Genomic DNA, 18,010 nt, shown 5'->3' with positions numbered 1-18,010 from the left:
TCCGTTTTTTCTTGCTGCTACCAGGAGAAGCTGCCGCTGCCCTGGATCGCCAGCTGCCCGCCGTTGGCGGCACTGGCGCCGACTGCCAGCTGGGTATGCTGGGAAACGCTGGAGGCGAAAGCGATGCCGAGCGCACCGTAGCCGCCATAGCTGGCGGTGCCTATTGCGATGCCGCTGTTGTCTCCACGCGCGATATACACGCGCGGGATCGCCATGGCCTGGGCGGTGGCGCGGGCAGCGTAGCTCTTGCTCTGGTTCAGCGTATCCTGCGCCGATGCTTGCATCTGGTTGAGGTTGACGGCATCGGTGCCGAGCGTGCCTGGAGCCACATTGGCGATCTGCCGCTCGCCGCCGATGTAGCCGACCGATACGGTATTCGCGCGTGTCGCCAGCGAGCCTTGTCCCAGCGCCACCGAGTTGGAAGCTGAGGCCACGGCATTGGCGCCGACTGCCACTGAGTTATTGCCGCTGGCAATCGCATTGTTGCCGATCGCCGTCGCCGGATCGGCAATCGCCTGCGCGCCCGCGCCGATCGCTACCGAGCCGTTGAAGCTGGCGGTAGCGCCGGCGCCCAGCGCCACGGTGTTGTCGCCATTGGCGCTGGCATTGGTGCCCTGGGCGATGGCGTTGGCGCCCTTGGCCGAGACACCATTGCCGCAAGCGACGCTGCCGCTGGCGCCGATCTTGCAGGCGCCGCTGTTGAATAGCGATACCAGGGCTTTTTGCATGTCGCTCAGCTGACCGACGTTGGCGGCGTCGCTGGCGGCAACGCCGGCTGCCACATTGTTGATGACGGTGCCGGCGCCGTTGTTAGCGTTCAGCACCAGCGCCGTGCCGCCGCTCCCATACTGAGCCGAGTTGTTGGCCGTTTTGGTAGTGGCGCTGAGGTCGGCGCTCAATGTATTGGCGCTATTGGTGGTCGTAGTCGTGGTGGCGCCGACGGTCTGTTCCAGTTTGGTGGCGCGGCTATCGATACCGACCACACGCGTATCCAGGCTGCTGAGCGACGAACGCATGCCGGTCAGCCAGATGTCTACCGCAGAGAAAGCATCCCCCACCTTGGCAGAACTGGCGCCCTGGATCACGTAGGAGGGCGCCACCAGTGCGCCGGCAGCGTTGACGGAGGCATTGCCGCCCAGCGCGGCCGCCAGGTTGCGGTACTGGGCAAGGTTGGTGACGTCGTTGTCCTGTGTGCCGGCCGCGACATTGATGATCTGGCGCTGGAACGGCGCGGTCACATTGCCGTCGCTGTCGGTCACGCTTTGCACGCTGCCGACCGATACCGTGTTGGCACGCTCGGCCACCGAGTTGGCGCCCAGCGCGACGCTGTTGTCGGTGCTGGCGCGGCTCAGCCGTCCCAGCGCGGTGCTGTTCTTGCCATTGACCAGGGCCGATTCGCCTACCACCGTGGCGTTGACGCCGAGCGCACTGGCGTTTGCTCCTACAGCAGTGCTGCCGGCCTCGCCGGCAAAGCTGTTGGCGCCGAGCGCCGAAGCATTGGCCTTGGCCGCAGCGGCATAGGCGCCTACGGCCGTTGTATTCTGGTCGCTGGCCAAGGCGCCGCTGCCCAAGGCCGTGGCTTGCGCGCCTGAAGCCACGCTGGCGTTGCCGGCAGCCACGGCGTCGGCGCCGCTGGCCTGGGCGTTGTCGCTGCCGTCCTTCAAGCCGTTGGCGTCAAAGTAGGATGGCACAAGCTGCGCGCTAGCTTCCAGCGGCAGCCAGCTCAACACCGCGACGCACAGGCTCATTTGCAACAGCGAAACGGCCGGTACGCCAACTCTGGTTTGCTTATTCTTCATCAGGATTCCCTAGACTAAGGTAAAGGATTGGAACGGCTCAGTGCCAGGCCGCATATTGCGCATCAGCTTTGCTGCCGACCAGGCACATCTTCAGGCTCTGTGCCTGCGCCGGCTTGAACAGCTTGGCTTCCAGGCGCGACTGGATGTAGCGGCCGGTGCAGTCGCGGTAATCGCCGACGGTGGCGGAAGTCTTGGCGCACAGTTTGAGATTGGTCATGGCGTTGGCGCCCGGGATCAGGCCGCCGGGAGAAGAGACCGGCACGCTGGTGGCGCAATCGAGCAGGTTCAGGTTGCCGCGGTTGACAGTCCAGCCGATATCCATGAACAGCGCCGGCGTCAGGTCAAGGTCGGCCTGGGCAATGACGGTCGCGCTGGCGCTTGGCGCCATCAGCGCCGTCGGCACGGTAAGCTGGTCGAAATGGGAAACGCTCGATCCCGGCAGGAATCCGGGCGGCGCGTACAGCTTGACATGCCGCATGGCATGGCCTGCCGCATCGACGCCGTCCGTCAGTACGGCAGCCAAGCGATGGTCGGCATAGGGACCGATACCGCCGGCGACCAGTCCTTGCAGATTCGCTTTGAGCTGATTTCCTAGTGCTTGCGTTACAAGTACGGTCGGGATGGTGATCTGTGCCGCCACGTTGGCATCGCCGGCAGCCATGGGCGCCAGTGCGTCCGGTTTATTGCTGGCGATGATCACCGCCACCGCACCGGCCTGTTGGGCATACAGCGTCTTCTGCGAGAAATTGCAGACGCCGCGGTCGATCAAGGCTATGCGGCCGGCAAGTGCCGCACCGTTGGTGATCGGCAGGCAGCCGTCGGTATGGATGACATTGCCGGCATCTGCATAGGTGGCTTGCACCAGATTGCCGGTAAACGCCGTACTGCTTGCCGCCGAACCGAAATCGGCAGTGGCGAACGGATTGTCGCCGACCGCGGCCGCCGGTGCCGAAATGTGCAGAGCAAGCTCTGGCTGCAGTTTGAGCGGCACTTCCGCAGTGACTTGCGGACCGCTCCACACCAGCTTGTCGCTGATCTGGGCAGCGTTGCGTTGCGCCAGATTCATTGCGCTCCAGTCGAGTCCGTCGGCAGTGCGTATGTAGCGGTTATAGATGCGGCTGGGGCTGCCGACCGCGCGGCTTGCCGCGTTGTCGCCGGTAAAACCCAGTCCGTGGCCGATCTCGTGGGTGACCACATCGAGGAAATTGGTTTGTCCCTTTGGCGTCCTGCCATCCAGCCCGTAATACCAGCCCTGGCCGCCAACATCGATATCGGTGGTGAATTGCGAATTGATATCATCTTCCCCGACGTTGATCTTCGCGCCGCTCAGGGCATTTGCAAGCGCGACGTTATACACCGTATCGGGTAGCGGCCGATTGAAGAAATTCATGTAGCTGCTGGTCGGGCCCGCCTGCCCCAGTATGTTGTTGCCGGCCGCGTTCTTGCCGAGCGAAGCAAAGGACGCCCGCACCCGCACCGGTACTGCACTGTTGAGCAAGCTGCCATACATTTCGAGTGCAAACTGATAGACCAGGCGCCGCTGTTCTCCCAGAGTCTTGCCGGGATTGCCGCCCACCGGCGCTGCCGCCGTCAGGTCGTTCAGGCCGGCTCCCGGCGCATCCTGGTTGACCAGGATGAAATCGGCGGCGTGTACTGTCGGCATGGCGCCGAGAAGGGCTAAAAAGCCGGCATAGCAGACGAGCTTTTTCATCAGCGGGCCTGCTCTTTCTTTTGCTGCTCCGAGGTGTCGCTGGAGTGCTGCACCGTGATGCGGCCGTCTGCGCCCTTTACCGCGACTAGCGGCGCTGACTCGGTTTCCTCCACTCTGACGCCATCGCCTGGGCGCGGCTGCTGGTTGCTGGCTGTGCTCGTCTTGGGGGAATTGGCCGGCGCGGCCGGCTGGTCTGCTGCGGTTGCTGAGAAAGCCAGCAACAGGGCGAATAATCCGCTGAACGGGTAGCTGATATGCATTGCCATCGAATAGGCTCCTGTATGAGGTGCTGCGGGGTGTGAAAAATCTTGCCGGTACGCTGTGCCTGTCCGCGGAGGCCGTTTTAATTGCATGCGGCTTTCCTTACTTTCATTTGATATGCCCGTCGAGATGAAAAAAGAGGCCACCATCCAGCCAATTATTTATATAAATTTCCTGATATAGAATTGGGGCAACATCTCCAGGAAAACCACATGCTTAGCTTGCCGACTACCGCCACTGCACCATTCTGTCCATCCGAGGTGGCCGGCACGGTCGCCGTCCCCAGCAGTGGTCCGTTCTGGAAAAAGATCCTGCGCTTCGTCGGCCCGGGTTTACTGATTTCGGTCGGCTACATGGATCCGGGCAACTGGGCGACCTCGATCCAGGCTGGCTCGCAGTTTGGCTACCAACTGCTGTTCGTGGTGCTGCTGTCCAGCCTGGCCGCCATCGTCCTGCAATGCCTGAGCATGCGGCTGGGCATCGCCACCGGCAAGGACCTGGCGGTGCATTCGCGCGAGCGCTACAGTCCGGCTGCCGGCAAATGCATGTGGTTTTTCGCGGAGATTTCGATCATTGCCTGTGACCTGGCCGAAGTGCTGGGCTGCGCGCTGGCGTTCAAGCTGCTGCTGGGCGTTTCGCTGCCGGTCGGCGTGCTCCTGACCGCATTCGATACGCTGCTGGTGCTGGGGTTGAAGGGCAAGGGCTTCCGCCAGATCGAGGCCATCATCCTGGGGCTGGTGCTGACCATCGCCGCCTGCCTGTTCGTGGAATTGATATTCTTGAAGCCGGACTGGCAGGCCGTGGCGGCCGGCATGGTGCCGTCGCTGAGTGCCTTGGCCAGCCGCGAGCCCTTGTACTTGGCGATCGGGATCCTGGGGGCGACGGTGATGCCGCACAATCTGTATCTGCATTCGTCGATCGTGCAGACGCGGGTGGTGGCCGACGACGACCGCAGCCGGCGGCAGGCGATACAGCTGTCGCGGCTGGATACCATCGTCTCGCTGCTGCTGGCGCTGCTGGTCAACGCTGCGATCCTGGTGTTGGCGGCGAGCGCGTTCAATGCGACCGGCAATACTTCGGTGATCGAGATCGACCAGGCGTATCACTTGCTTGACCCGATTACAGGCAGTGCCGTGGCCGGCATCCTGTTCGGCCTGGCGCTGCTGGCCTCAGGCCAGAGCTCGACATTTACCGGCACGATTGCCGGCCAGGTCATCATGGAAGGCTTCCTCAACTTGAAGATTCCATGCTGGCAGCGCCGTCTGCTGACGCGTGGCCTGGCACTGGCGCCGGCGCTGGCCGGCGTGCTGACCTGGGGCGAGCATTCGGTCGGCCGCCTGCTGGTGCTGAGCCAAGTGGTGCTCAGCCTGCAGCTGCCGTTCGCCATGTATCCGCTGATCCGCCTCACCAGTCGCCGCGACGTCATGGGCGCGTTTGCGAATTCGCGCCTGACGGCGAGCATATCGTGGCTGTTGTTCGGCGTGATTTCAGCCGCGAATATCTGGCTGGTGCTGCAAGTATTTGGCGTCGGCTGAGTTTTTTTCCTGCTAGTTGGCGAAGGCGGCGATCCCGGTCTGGGCCCGGCCCAGGATCAGGGCATGGACGTCATGCGTGCCTTCATAGGTATTCACCACTTCGAGATTCACCAGGTGGCGGATCACGCCAAACTCGTCGGAGATGCCGTTGCCGCCCAACATGTCGCGCGCCAGACGAGCAATATCCAGCGACTTGCCACAGGAATTGCGCTTCATGATGGAAGTGATTTCCACCGAGGCGCTGCCTTCTTCCTTCATGCGGCCTAGCCGCAGGCAGCCTTGCAGCGCCATGGTGATCTCGGTCTGCATGTTGACCAGCTTGAGCTGCACCAGCTGGTTGGCGGCCAGCGGCCGGCCGAACTGTTTGCGCTCCATGGTGTACTGGCGCGCCGCATGCCAGCAGAACTCGGCAGCGCCGAGTGCACCCCAGGCGATCCCGAAGCGCGCTGAATTGAGGCAGGTGAACGGACCTTTGAGGCCACGGACCTCGGGGAAGGCATTTTCTTCCGGACAGAACACCTGGTCCATGACGATCTCGCCGGTGATCGAAGTGCGCAGGCCGACCTTGCCGTGGATCGCCGGCGTCGACAAGCCTTGCCAGCCTTTTTCCAGGACGAAGCCGCGGATCGCGCCCTCGTCGTCCTTGGCCCAGACCACGAAGACGTCGGCGATCGGACTGTTGGTGATCCACATCTTGCTGCCGCTCAGGGCGTAGCCGCCGTCGACCTTGCGCGCGCGCGTGACCATGCTGCCAGGGTCGGAACCGTGGTCCGGCTCGGTCAGGCCGAAACAGCCGATGAATTCGCCGCTGGCCAGCTTGGGCAGGTATTTCTGTTTGGTGGCCAGGTTGCCGAATTCGAAGATCGGCAGCATCACCAGCGAGCTTTGCACGCTCATCATGGAGCGGTAGCCTGAGTCGATGCGTTCGATCTCGCGCGCGATCAGGCCGTAGCTGACGTAGTTGAGGCCGGCGCCGCCGTATTCTTCGGGAATGGTGGCGCCGAGCAAACCGAGCGCGCCCATTTCCCGGAAGATCTCGACATCGGTCCGTTCATTGCGGAACGACAGCAGCACGCGCGGCGCCAGCTTGTCCTGTGCGTAAGCGGCGGCGCTGTCGCGCACCATGCGTTCCTCGTCGCTGAGCTGCTGGTCCAGCAAAAGCGGGTCGTCCCAATGGAAGCTGGCGTGTGATGAGGACATACGTATTCTCCTGAGGTCTTTGTCTGCGATCTACCTGTTTTGCAGTTAGATCTTAGCTTTGTAATTAGCTTTACCGCTTGTCATTATCGTACTAAAGTCATTGTCATGACGCCCATGCTGTTCGCTCGGGGAATCAGTGCTCTTGAACGTAGCAGAAGATCGATTCGCATTATTACAATAACTTTGACAGGAGGCCAGCATGAAATTCAATCAAGGCAGCAGCGCACGCCGCAGGTTTCTGCAGCAGGCCGGGTTTGCCGCTACTTCGCTGGCGTTGGCGCCCATGCAGAGTTTTGCGGCGGCGACCGTCAGCATCCCGGTGGACAACGGCGAGCGCGAGCTGGTCGCGTATCCGCAAAAGCGGCCGCTGATGCGCATCACCACGCGGCCGCCGCATCTGGAAACGCCGTTCAGCGTTTTCAATGAAGGCCCGATCACCGCCAACGATGCATTTTTCGTGCGTTATCACCTGGCGAATATACCGACCTCTATCGATCCTGACAGTTATCGCTTGAAGATCGGCGGCCGCGTGACGCGCGAGTTGTCCCTGTCGCTGGCCGAACTGAAGGCGCTGGCGCCGGCGGTGGAAGTGGTGGCGGTCAACCAGTGTTCCGGCAACAGCCGCGCCTTCTCAACACCACGGGTGTTTGGCGCGCAGCTGGGCAATGGCTCCATGGGCAACGCACGCTGGACCGGCGTGTCCTTGAAGGCGGTGCTGGAACATGCCGGCGTGCTGGGCGATGCGCGCCAGGTCAGCTTCAACGGCCTGGACGAGCCAGTGCTGCCGACCACGCCGGATTTCATCAAGGCGCTGGATATCGACCATGCGTTGAGCGGCGAGCCTATCCTGGCCTGGGCCATGAATGGAACGGACATTCCCTTCCTGAACGGTTATCCGCTCAAACTGATCGTGCCAGGCTATTTCGGCACTTACTGGGTCAAACACCTGAACCAGATCGAGGTGCTGGATCATGTTTTCGACGGTTTTTTCATGGCGACGGCGTACCGGGTGCCGGATAACGATTGCATGTGCGTGGAGCCGGGCACTGCGGCGGCCAAGACGCGGCCGATCGGGCGTTTGAAGACGCGTTCATTCATCACCAGTTTGCATGACGGTTCGGTGGTGCATGCGGGGCGGCGGCTGGAGCTGAAAGGGATTGCCTTTGACGGCGGTACCGGCATCCGGACGGTGGATATTTCGGCCGATGGCGGACAGAGCTGGAAGAGTGCGGTGCTGGGCAAGGACCTTGGCAAGTATTCTTTCCGCGAGTGGCGCTTTGGCATGACGCCTTTGCGCAAAGGGGAGCTGCAGCTGATGGTAAGGGCGACCTCCAACGGCGGCGAGGTGCAGCCGCTGGAGGCGACCTGGAATCCGGCGGGCTATGCGCGTAATGTGATTGAAACCACCAAGATCAGTGTCGCTTAGGGGATGGCCATGAAATATCTGAACATGATGGTAGCTGGCGCCTTGCTTGGCGTCGCGCTGATTGTCTCGGCCGCGCCGGTGACGATCACTTTGCCGCAGGAGACGGCGCAGTTGCGGCCTTCCACGCATCCGGGCTATGTGATTGCTACGCAGATGTGTGCGATTTGCCATTCGGCCGACTATATCAATCAGCAGCCGGGCAAGATGACCTTGACGCAGTGGACGGCGGAGGTGACGAAGATGCAGCACGCCTATGGCGCGCCCTTGAGCGACGACCAAGTAAAGCAAATCGGCGAGTACCTGGCGATCACCTATGGCAGCGAGAAGCCGGCGTCTCAATAGAGTTTCGGGCAGATTTTTCCGCCTAAATTTCGGCCGCGAAGTCAAATGGGGTCGGAGTTTTTTTTCGCGTTTTTTGCGAAAATTACTCTGACCCCATTTGACGTCCCACGGAGCACGGACGGTGGTATTTTAAGTGCGTTCGAATTTGTGCAATGTCTATACGGGAAACGTCAAAAGTAACGGCAATTCAGTTAAATAGGGTCGGAGTTTTTTTTCGCGGCCTTTTGCGAAAATTACTCCGACCCTATTTAACGGGCTACGGAGCACAGGTCTTGGCATGCCAAGAACGGTCTGTGGGTTGCTAAAACGTTTGCTACTCCGTGGATACTAGCCGGGAGCGGCCCGGCAGCCGCTCACTTTCTTTGCTTCGCCAAAGAAAGTAAGCAAAGAAAGGCGACCGCACAGCCGTTGCCCTCCCTTCGGTCGGGTCCCCAAATCCGGCGCGCGCCAGCCGGGTGAGGGGCAAAACTCGCCTTCGGCTCAAACATGCCCCTCACAATTCCCGGCTGACGCGCGCCGGATTTGGCAACGTCCGCATGCGGGGTACTTCAAAAACAACGACAACGTCAAAACCAACCCCAGCGTCAAAACCAACCCCAGCGTCAAAACCAACCCCAGCGTCAAAACCAACCCCAGCGTCAAAACCAACCCCAGCGTCAAAACCAACCCCAGCGTCAAAACCAACCCCAGCGTCAAAACCAACCCCAGCGTCAAAACCAACCCCAGCGTCAAAACCAACCCCAGCGTCAAAACCAACCCCAGCGTCAAAACCAACCCCAGCGTCAAAACCAACCCCAACGTCAAAACCAACCCCAACGTCAAAACCAACCCCAACGTCAAAACCCACAGCCCCCGCATTTCCCCAGCCAGCCTCACAAATCCCCAGACGAAAAAAATCCCGCTCGCCGTAAAGTGGTGGTGCGCAAGCGGGATTGGAGAAGACTTTGCTTAGGCTTATGCGTCAGTCAGTGCCGGATAGTCGGTGTAGCCGTGTTCGCCAACGCCGCCATACAGCGGTGCATCGCTGAAGGGGACGTTGAGGGGCAGGTTGTGCTGCAGGCGCTGAACCAGGTCCGGATTGGTGATGAAGGCGCGTCCGAACGCTACCAGGTCGCCGTGGCCGCTGGCGATGGCTTGGCGCGCCATCATGCGGTCGTAGCCGTTGTTGACCAGCCAGGCGCCGTCGAAACGCTGGTGCAGCGCTTCGTAGTCGAACGGTGCGTTGTCGCGTGAGCCGCCGGTGTGGCCTTCTACTACGTGCAGGTAGGCCAGGCCGAATTTGTTCAACTGCTCTACGACATAGTTGAATAGCGGCTGCGGTGCGCTTTCGCTGGAATCGTTGACCGGCGACACTGGCGACAACCTGACGCCGACGCGGCCGCCGCCGATTTCGGCGGTGGTGGCGGCCACGACTTCCAGCAACAGGCGGGCGCGATTTTCGATGCTGCCGCCGTAGTTGTCGGTGCGGTGGTTGGAGCCGTCGCGCAGGAAGCTGTCCAGCAAATAGCCGTGGGCACCGTGGATTTCAATGCCGTCGAAGCCGGCTTCCAGGGCGCGTCTCGCGGTCTGGCGGAAGTCGTCTACGACTACTGCGATTTCTGCCTGCGTGATTTCGCGTGGCACGGAAGTGTCGATGAAGCCTTCGCCCGGCACATAAGTCTTGGCGTCGGCGCGGATTGCCGAAGGCGCCAGCGGCGCCTTGCCGTCCGGCTGGAAGGAAGTATGCGACATGCGCCCGGTGTGCCAGATCTGCACCACGATGCGGCCGCCTTTTGCATGCACGGCGTCGGTGATTTTCTTCCAAGCGGCGACCTGTTCCGGCGTGTGCAGGCCAGGGGTGTTGGCATAGCCTTGCGCTTGCGCCGAGACCTGGGTCGCTTCGGTCACGATCAGGCCGGCCGAGGCGCGCTGGGCGTAATACTTCAGGTTCAGTTCGTTGGGGACGTTACCTTCGCCGGCGCGGTTGCGGGTCAGCGGCGCCATGACAATCCGGTTGGCCAGCTCGATGTCGCCGATGCGCGCGGGCTGGAACAGGCTGTCTTCGGTACGTGCTTCTTTGTTGTGACTCATGTTGATTCCTTTTTCAGTAAAACGCGCTCAGGCGCTGGATGGTTTGGGTTACTGCAAGCAAAACAATTCAATATGCGTTAAATGACCGGTCGTCTCGGATTTGTTTTAAAAAATCTCATTCAAATTCCCCAACCTGCCGCATGACGCTGCAAGTAAGGGAGGGGAACTATTGCGGCAAGAAAAAATGATCAAACATCAGGTTGACGCAGGCGCGCACCGGCGCGGTCGAGCGCTCGATCTTCATGCGCAGCAAAGCGCCTTCCCAGGCATTCCAGAAAAAGTCGGCGAGCTGCTCGGCGCTGAGGTCGGTGCGCACCGTGCCATCGGCCTGGGCTTTGCGCAAATAGCTGACAAAGCGCTTGCGCCAGCCGCTGACGACTTCTTGCAGGGTGATCCGGCACACTTCGCTGGATTCAGCCATTTCCGCGGCAAAATTGCCCAGCAGGCAGCCGGCTTTTACTTCGCACTGCTCGTGATAACTGATCAGGCGTTCGTAGGTGTAGCGCAAGGCGGCCAGCGGCTGCTGCGGTCCTTCGGCGAAGTACTTCGACCAGGTGACGGCGAAGCCGTCGGCGTAGTGCGAAATGACTTCGCCGCCGAAGTCTTCCTTGCTCTTGAAATAGTTGTAGAACGAACCCTTGGGCACGCCGGCAGCATCGACGATTTCCTTGATGCCGGTGCCGTTGTAGCCTTGCTCGGCAAACAGCTTGAGCCCGGTCTGCAGCAGCGTCGCGCGGGTGTCGTTGAGGGTGTGAACTTTATCCATTTCTCTATTATATGACCAGTCGTCTTAAAATGCTTGGGATCTTCGATTGATTAAATTAATGACAATGATAGCGTCGTAATGGCGTGCCGGAAAATTGCGCCCAGGCGGGGTGGAGCAGCTGTCTCATCGAAGGCAAAACCACCTGTTTTATTTATGAAAATCCGCAAAAACGACAGCCAAAACGGGTATCATTTGCATAAGCTTTTTATCCAAAGCTTTCCGCACTGCACTCGCTTTTTTCGCTCACTTACCCAGTTTGCCGCCTTCAAAGAGTTGCCATCATTTTTAATGCCTTCCGTCTATTTTTCATGCGCAAGCTGTCGGCCGATCCGATGCTGCGCCACCACGACTTCCGCCGTTTCTGGCTGACTACCGGCATCGCCAGCTTCGGCGAACAGATCAGCAGCCTGGCGATTCCGCTGACCGCGGTACTGCTGCTGCGCGCGACGCCGGAGCAAATGGGACTGCTGATCGCCTTGCAAACCTTGCCGTTTGCGCTGTTTTCGCTGCCGGCCGGCGTCTGGCTGGACCGCCGCAGCAAGTATCCGGTGTTGCTGTGGTCCGAGTGCATGTTCGGCTGTGTGCTGGCGGTGATTCCCATCAGTTACTGGCTGGGTGTGCTGTCCATGCATGTGATCTATACGGTCGGATTCCTGATGGGGGTCGGATTTGTGATCGGCGGCAGCGCGGCCCAGGTATTCCTGGCGCAACTGGTAGGGCGCGACCAGTTGCTGTCTGCGCAGAGCAAGTTCGCCGCCACCGATTCGATGGCGCGTCTGATCGGCCCTGGCATCGCCGGCATGCTGGTGCAGCTGCTGACGGCGCCGGTAGCGGTGCTGGTCAATGCCCTCAGCTTCTTGCTGTCATGGTGGAACCTGCGCCATCTGAAGAAGCGCGATCCCTATCCGGCGCCATCCAGCCGCCATCCGTTTCGCGAAATGGTTGACGGCATCAAGATGGTCAGGAATCATGAAGTACTGTGGGCGCTGGCCTGGGGCACGGCGCTGTGGCAGATTCTGTTCAACGGCTATCTGGCGCTGCAGATCCTGTTCGCCACGCACCAGCTCGGCATGTCGCCGGGTGTCTTGGGCGCGGCGCAAACGCTGGGCGGCCTGGGCGTGCTGGTCAGTTCCATGCTGCTCAAGCCGCTGTCGCGGCGCTTCGGCAGCGGCCGCACGATCCTGATCGGCCTCGCCGGCACCGCTGCGGCCTGGCTGCTGCTGGCCGCAATTCCTGCCACCATCTTCGGCTCTTCCGCGCTGAGCGCGCTGGCTTACGGCGTGGTGGTGTTTGTCTTCGACTGCAGCGCCATGCTGTATTTCATGCCTTACCTGGCCTTGCGTCTGAAACTGACGCCGGATGCGTTCCATGGCCGCATGGTGTCGACCATGCGCTTCATGACCGTGGCGGCAGCGCCGCTGGGCGCCTTGTCGGCCGGCTGGATTGCCGAACATCTGGGCGTGCGCAGCGGCTTGATCGCCATCGCGGTGGGTGGCAGCCTGCTGACTTTCGGGCTGATAAAGGCCTCGCCTTTGCGCGATATCCGCGATTGATTTACAAGCGGCGGGCGATGACTAGCTGTGCTTGAGCTGGGCGGGAATGCCGAGACCGTCACGCTCATCTTCCCAGGCCAGGGACACCATTTTCCAGCCATCCTCCATGCGGATCAATTGCAGGGTTTTGACGCCATAGGCGTGGAACGCCTGGCCGTCCAGCACGCCGCTCTTTTCATAGACGCTGTAACGCTGCGCAATGCCGCCGAAGATATCGGTGCGCGCGGATACTTCCTGTTCCTGGAAATCCGTCAGCTGGCCGCTAGTCAGCAGCTGTAGGCGTGGTGCTATGAATTGCTGCAGCGTGTAGATCTCGCGGTGGTCGCCGTGGCACTTGATGATCAGGCCTTGCGGAATGAACATGCGATGGATGGCGTCGACCTCCGGCCGGGCGCCGTTCTTGTTGGTGAATACGGAAAAGAAGGCGCGCACCAGCGCGTCGATTTCGGACTGGTCGGCGGCCTGGGCAAGGCTGGTGGAAGGCGCAAGAGTTTGCATGGTCAGAGGGGCGGGTGGGCGAAGTAAAAAGATTAAGCCGCCCGTAATCGTTGCGCAAGCCCTATCTTGACGAAAAAATGGCGATGCCGGCAGCAGTGCCGGCATCGCCATTCTCATATCGACAAGTTTGTTTACCTGGACAGTGCCAATGCGGCAGGCGTGGCGGTGGCAGCAGTAGCAGGGGCAGGCGTGCCCCAGCCACCGCCCAGCGCCCGGATCAGGCCGACCGAGGCCACCGCCCGCTGGCCGACGCTCTGGCTCTTGGCGCGTTGCGCCGAGAGGCTGGAGCGCTGGGCGTCGATCACTTCGAAATAGCTGGTCGAGCCGTTCTTGTAGCGCGAATCGGCCAGGCGCGCGGCCAGTTGCGCCGATTTCACGGCGTCTTCCTGGAAGCGGATCTGGTTATCCAGCGTACGCATCGCGCTCAGGTTGTCTTCCACATCCTGGAAGCCGACCAGCACTTGCTGGCGGTAGTTGGCCACCACCGATTCATAGTTGGCGTCGGCCTTGGCCAGGTTGGCCTTGTTGCGGCCGCCATCGAGCAAGGGCAGGTTCAGCACGCTGCCGACCAGCGGTCCCAGCATCCAGCTGCGGCTGGACCACTGGAACAGATTGTGCAGCGCGTCCGAGGCGAAGCCGCCGGAAGCGGTCAGCACCAGGCTCGGGAAGAAGCCGGCCTTGGCGACGCCGATGCGGGCGCTGGCGGCGGCCAGCTGGCGCTGCGCCTGGGCGATGTCCGGGCGCCGTTCCAGCAAGTCGGACGGCAGGCCTGGCGGCACGTTGACCGTCACCGGCTGCAGCGGTGCGCTGGCCAGGGTGAACTGAGCCGGCGCCTTGCCCAGCAGGATCGCTAGCGCATGGTCGCGCTGGGCGCGGCTGCGGCTGACGCCTTCCTGTTCAGCCTGGGTCACCGACAGCTCGGTCTGGGCTTGCGCCACATCCAGTTCGCTGGTGTCGCCGGCATCGTAGCGATGCTGCACCAGGCGCAGGTTTTCCTGACGCAGCTTGATGGTCTGCTGCAGCACGTCGAGTTCCGAATCGAGCGAGCGGATCGCAAAATACTGCTGGGCGACATCGGCCTGCAGCGCCAGCAGCACCGAGCGATAGGCCGCTTCCTGGCCTTCGGCGTCGAGGCGCGCGGCACGGCTGCTGTCCGACAGGCGGCCGAACAGATCGACCTCATAGGAGGCGCCTAATTGCGCCTGCCACTGCGTGGAGGTGGCGCTGGCTGTGCCCTGGCGGGTTGGGCCAAAGGCGGCGCCCAGCTGGAAGGCGCGGTCGGCATCGGCCAGGCCGGCGGTGGCGCGCGCTTCCTTGACGCGCGCCAAGGCCATCACCAGGGTCGGGCTGGACTGGGTGGCGTCGCTGATCAGCTTGCCGAGCTCGGCGTCGTCAAACACCGACCACCAGGCGCCGCGGTCGGCAGCGTCGGCAGGCTGGGCTACTTTCCAGCTGCCGTCCAACGCTGCCGCTTCGCGGTACTGGGCCGGCGTGTCGACTGCGACCTGTTCCGGCGGTTTGGTAGTGGAGCAGCCGGCCAGCACCAGCGCCGCCATCATTGCAGTCAGTTTCAAGTTAAAGCTTTTCATGTTCAGATTCCTTCAATTTGCGCGCTGCTGACAATCGCAGGTGTGACGCTGCCGTGCGGCGCATGACCCGGACCGGTATAGGCCTCGGCTTCATGCTTGCTGCCGGTTGTCCAGCGCGATGCCAGGGTGCGCAGCAGTACATAAAAGATCGGCGTCAGGAACAGCCCGAAAGCTGTCACCCCGATCATTCCCGAGAACACCGCCACGCCCATCGCATGGCGCATTTCGGCGCCCGCGCCGCTCGACAGGATCAGCGGCACGACACCGGCGATAAAGGCGATCGAGGTCATCAGGATAGGCCGCAGACGCAGGCGGGCAGCTTCGATCGCCGCAGCGTAGATGGAGCGGCCTTGCAGCTCCAGCTCGTGGGCGAACTCGACAATCAGGATGGCGTTCTTACACGCCAGCCCCACTAGCACGATCAGACTGATCTGGGTGAAGATGTTGTTGTCGCCACGGGTCAGCCAGACGCCGGCAATCGCCGACAGGATCCCCATCGGCACGATCAGCAATACCGCCAGCGGCAAGGTCAGGCTTTCATATTGGGCAGCGAGCACGAAGAACACCAGCAGGATCGACAGCGGCAAGATGATGAACAGGGTATTGCCGGCGATTTTGTCCTGATACGTGATTTCAGTCCATTCGTAGCTGATGCCGCGCGGCAGGGTCTCGGCCGCGATGCGTTCCACCACTGCCTGGGCCTGGCCGGTGCTGTAGCCTGGCGCCGGGCCACCGTTGACATCGGCCGAGGGGAAGGCGTTGTAGCGCACAGCCTGGTCGGGGCCGTAGCTTTGCGTCATCTTCAGCAGCGAGGACAACGGCACCATTTCACCCTTGTCGTTGCGCGCTTTCAGCAAGCCGATATCTTCGGCGTGAGCGCGGAAGGGCGCATCAGCCTGGACCCGTACCTGGAAGGTGCGGCCGAACTTGTTGAAATCGTTCACGTACAAGGAACCGAGGTAGATCTGCAAGGTGTCGAACACCGAAGGGATGGATACTCCCAGCTGCTGGGCGCGGACACGGTCGACGTCGGCGTACAGTTGCGGCACGTTGATCTGGAAGCTGGAGAACATGCCGGCCAGTTCCGGCGCCTGGTGCGCTTTCGCCATGAAGGCTTGCAGGGCGTCGTTCAAGGCCTGGTTGCCCAGCGCGCCACGGTCTTCGATCTGCAGCTTGAAGCCGCCGATGGTGCCTAGCCCCTGTACCGGCGGCGGTGGGAACACGGCAATGAAAGCGCCCTGGATGGCCGAGAATTTCTGGTTCAGCTGCTGCGCAATCGCTTCGCCGCTTTGGTCGGCGCTGCGGCGTTCGTCGAACGGCTTCAGCGTGGTGAACACGATGCCGGAGTTCGGGCTGTTGACGAAGCCGTTGATCGACAGGCCAGGGAAGGCCACCGCCGATTCCACGCCAGGCTGTTTCAGCGCGATCTCGGACATCTTGCGCATCACATCTTCGGTACGGTCGAGCGAGGCCGCGTCAGGCAGCTGGGCGAAGCCGACCAGGTACTGCTTGTCCTGCGCCGGGATGAAACCGTTCGGCACAGTGTGGAATAGCAGCATGGTCAGGCCGATCAGCACGGCATACACGCCGAGGGCGGCAGTCTTGCGCTTCAGGATGCCGGTGACGCCTTCGCCGTACGAGGTGGAACCGCGATGGAAGACCTTGTTGAACATCGAGAAGAAGCCGCCGAAGACACGGTCGATGGCGCGCTGGAAGCCGTCCTTCTTGGCGCCGTGGCCTTTCAGCAGCAGGGCGGCCAGGGCAGGCGACAGGGTCAGCGAGTTGAAGGCCGAAATCACGGTCGAGATGGCGATGGTCAGGGCGAACTGCTTGAAGAACTCGCCGGTGAGGCCGCTGACGAAAGCCAAAGGTACGAACACCGCGCACAGGGTCAGGGCGATTGCCACGATCGGTCCGGAGACTTCACGCATTGCTTTGTACGTCGCTTCCTTGGCGGACAAACCGTTTTCGATATTGCGCTCGACGTTTTCCACCACCACGATGGCGTCATCGACCACGATCCCGATCGCCAGCACCAGCCCGAACAGGCTCAGCGCGTTGATCGAAAAGCCCAGGCCCATCATCACCGCAAAAGTACCGATGACCGAGACCGGCACTGCCAGCAACGGAATGATCGAGGCGCGCCAGGTTTGCAGGAAGATGATCACCACGATCACCACCAGCAGGATCGCTTCCAGCAGGGTATGCACCACGGCTTCGATCGAGGAGCGGACAAACTGGGTCGGATCGTAGACGATCTTGTAGTCGACGCCTTCCGGCATGTCTTTCTTCAGCTCGGCCATGGTGGCGCGCACGTTGTCGGAGATTTCCAGGGCGTTGGAGCCTGGCGCCTGGAAGATCGGAATCGCCACCGCCTGCTTGTTGTCCAGCAGCAAGCGCAAGGCGTATTCGCTGGCGCCGAGTTCGATGCGCGCCACGTCTTTCAGGTAGGTCACGACGCCGTCGGGCGAGGTGCGGATGACGATGTTGCCGAACTCTTCTTCATTGGCCAGGCGGCCGCGAGCGTTCACCGAAATCTGGTAATTGACGCCGGGAACCGCGGGCGAAGCGCCGATCACGCCGGCGGCAACATTGACGTTCTGTTCGCGGATGGCGTTCACCACATCGGTGGCGGCCAGGCCGCGCTCAGCTACCTTGCGCGGATCGAGCCAGACCCGCATCGAATAGTCACCGGAACCGAAAAGCTGCACCGAACCGATGCCGGGCAGGCGTGCCAGCCGGTCCTTGACGTTCAGCACCGCGTAATTGCGCAGGTAAGCCATGTCGTAGCGGTCGTTCGGCGACAGCAAGTGCACCACCATGGTCAGGTTGGGTGAACTCTTGACGGTGGTCACGCCCAGCCGCTGCACCACATCCGGCAAGCGCGGCAACGCCTGGTTGACGCGGTTCTGCACCAGCTGCTGCGCCAGGTCGGGCGAGGTGCCGAGCTTGAAGGTGATGGTCAGCGTCATCAGGCCGTCGGAAGTCGCTTGCGAGGACATGTAGAGCATGCCTTCGACGCCGTTGATCTGTTCTTCGATCGGCGTGGCGACGGTTTCCGCGATGGTTTGCGGATTGGCGCCCGGATACTGCGCCTTGACGATGACGGAGGGCGGAATCACTTCCGGGTACTCGGAGATCGGCAGGCTGAGCATGGAAATCAGGCCGCCGATCAGGATGATCGCAGATAGCACGCCCGCAAAGATCGGGCGGTCGATAAAGAATTTAGAAATATTCATGGTGTTGGGCTCTGCTGTGTT

At 61.6% G+C, this 18,010-nt stretch carries 14 protein-coding genes; 4 read left to right on the top strand and 10 right to left on the bottom strand.

The window, feature by feature from the left end; genetic code table 11:
* Positions 1-17: 17 nt before the first annotated feature.
* From CPter91_RS15445 to CPter91_RS15435, 3 genes are read right to left on the bottom strand one after another with little or no spacing between them, the layout of a single operon-like run.
* Positions 18-1,799 (bottom strand): YadA family autotransporter adhesin, encoded by a 1,782-nt coding sequence (locus tag CPter91_RS15445; protein WP_061941769.1) that lies wholly within the window; start codon positions 1,797-1,799, stop codon positions 18-20.
* Between the two features lie 37 nt (positions 1,800-1,836).
* A complete protein-coding gene (locus CPter91_RS15440; protein ID WP_061941767.1) occupies positions 1,837-3,510 on the bottom strand; it encodes a PA domain-containing protein in 1,674 nt (557 codons plus the stop codon).
* Complete coding sequence (locus tag CPter91_RS15435; RefSeq protein ID WP_061941765.1) at positions 3,510-3,776, bottom strand: hypothetical protein; 267 nt, start codon at positions 3,774-3,776, stop codon at positions 3,510-3,512. Before CPter91_RS15435 ends, CPter91_RS15440 begins: the two co-directional genes overlap by 1 nt.
* A 207-nt stretch (positions 3,777-3,983) precedes the next feature.
* Here CPter91_RS15435 and CPter91_RS15430 point away from each other — a divergent pair, with 207 nt between their 5' ends.
* Entirely contained in the window at positions 3,984-5,306 is a 1,323-nt protein-coding gene (locus tag CPter91_RS15430; protein ID WP_061941763.1) for an Nramp family divalent metal transporter, read from the top strand.
* Between the two features lie 12 nt (positions 5,307-5,318).
* Here the strand turns inward: CPter91_RS15430 and CPter91_RS15425 are convergent, their stop codons facing one another.
* Positions 5,319-6,506, bottom strand: a complete 1,188-nt coding sequence (locus CPter91_RS15425; RefSeq protein WP_061941761.1) for an acyl-CoA dehydrogenase — start codon at positions 6,504-6,506, stop codon at positions 5,319-5,321.
* 199 nt (positions 6,507-6,705) lie between these two features.
* Between CPter91_RS15425 and sorA the strand changes: the two genes are divergently transcribed.
* Positions 6,706-7,932 (top strand): SorA family sulfite dehydrogenase catalytic subunit, encoded by a 1,227-nt coding sequence (gene sorA / locus CPter91_RS15420; protein WP_061941759.1) that lies wholly within the window; start codon positions 6,706-6,708, stop codon positions 7,930-7,932.
* A gap of 9 nt (positions 7,933-7,941) precedes the next feature.
* Complete coding sequence (sorB, locus tag CPter91_RS15415) at positions 7,942-8,274, top strand: SorB family sulfite dehydrogenase c-type cytochrome subunit (RefSeq protein ID WP_150119717.1); 333 nt, start codon at positions 7,942-7,944, stop codon at positions 8,272-8,274.
* 493 nt (positions 8,275-8,767) lie between these two features.
* On the opposite strand, the gene CPter91_RS27195 is transcribed toward sorB, so the two are convergent.
* The 3 genes from CPter91_RS27195 to CPter91_RS15400 form a co-directional block, all read right to left on the bottom strand.
* Positions 8,768-9,121 (bottom strand): hypothetical protein, encoded by a 354-nt coding sequence (locus CPter91_RS27195; protein ID WP_205631608.1) that lies wholly within the window; start codon positions 9,119-9,121, stop codon positions 8,768-8,770.
* 107 nt (positions 9,122-9,228) lie between these two features.
* Positions 9,229-10,344 (bottom strand): alkene reductase, encoded by a 1,116-nt coding sequence (locus CPter91_RS15405; RefSeq protein ID WP_061941753.1) that lies wholly within the window; start codon positions 10,342-10,344, stop codon positions 9,229-9,231.
* A 166-nt stretch (positions 10,345-10,510) separates the two neighbouring features.
* Positions 10,511-11,110 carry a TetR/AcrR family transcriptional regulator gene (locus CPter91_RS15400; protein WP_061941751.1) on the bottom strand — a complete coding sequence of 200 codons (600 nt, stop codon included), beginning with the start codon at positions 11,108-11,110 and terminating at the stop codon, positions 10,511-10,513.
* 308 nt (positions 11,111-11,418) lie between these two features.
* Between CPter91_RS15400 and CPter91_RS15395 the strand changes: the two genes are divergently transcribed.
* Positions 11,419-12,663 (top strand): MFS transporter, encoded by a 1,245-nt coding sequence (locus CPter91_RS15395; RefSeq protein WP_231880087.1) that lies wholly within the window; start codon positions 11,419-11,421, stop codon positions 12,661-12,663.
* 21 nt (positions 12,664-12,684) lie between these two features.
* Here the strand turns inward: CPter91_RS15395 and CPter91_RS15390 are convergent, their stop codons facing one another.
* The 3 genes from CPter91_RS15390 to CPter91_RS15380 form a co-directional block, all read right to left on the bottom strand.
* A complete protein-coding gene (locus tag CPter91_RS15390; protein WP_061941749.1) occupies positions 12,685-13,161 on the bottom strand; it encodes a nuclear transport factor 2 family protein in 477 nt (158 codons plus the stop codon).
* A 131-nt stretch (positions 13,162-13,292) separates the two neighbouring features.
* A complete protein-coding gene (locus CPter91_RS15385) occupies positions 13,293-14,750 on the bottom strand; it encodes an efflux transporter outer membrane subunit (protein WP_061941747.1) in 1,458 nt (485 codons plus the stop codon).
* 2 nt (positions 14,751-14,752) lie between these two features.
* Complete coding sequence (locus CPter91_RS15380) at positions 14,753-17,989, bottom strand: efflux RND transporter permease subunit (RefSeq protein ID WP_061941745.1); 3,237 nt, start codon at positions 17,987-17,989, stop codon at positions 14,753-14,755.
* Positions 17,990-18,010 lie beyond the last annotated feature (21 nt).

Source organism: Collimonas pratensis (genome assembly GCF_001584185.1).
Classification (GTDB): domain Bacteria; phylum Pseudomonadota; class Gammaproteobacteria; order Burkholderiales; family Burkholderiaceae_D; genus Collimonas; species Collimonas pratensis.
The sequence above is the reverse complement of the archived record's forward strand: the minus strand, read 5'-3'. Positions and strand labels throughout refer to the sequence as shown.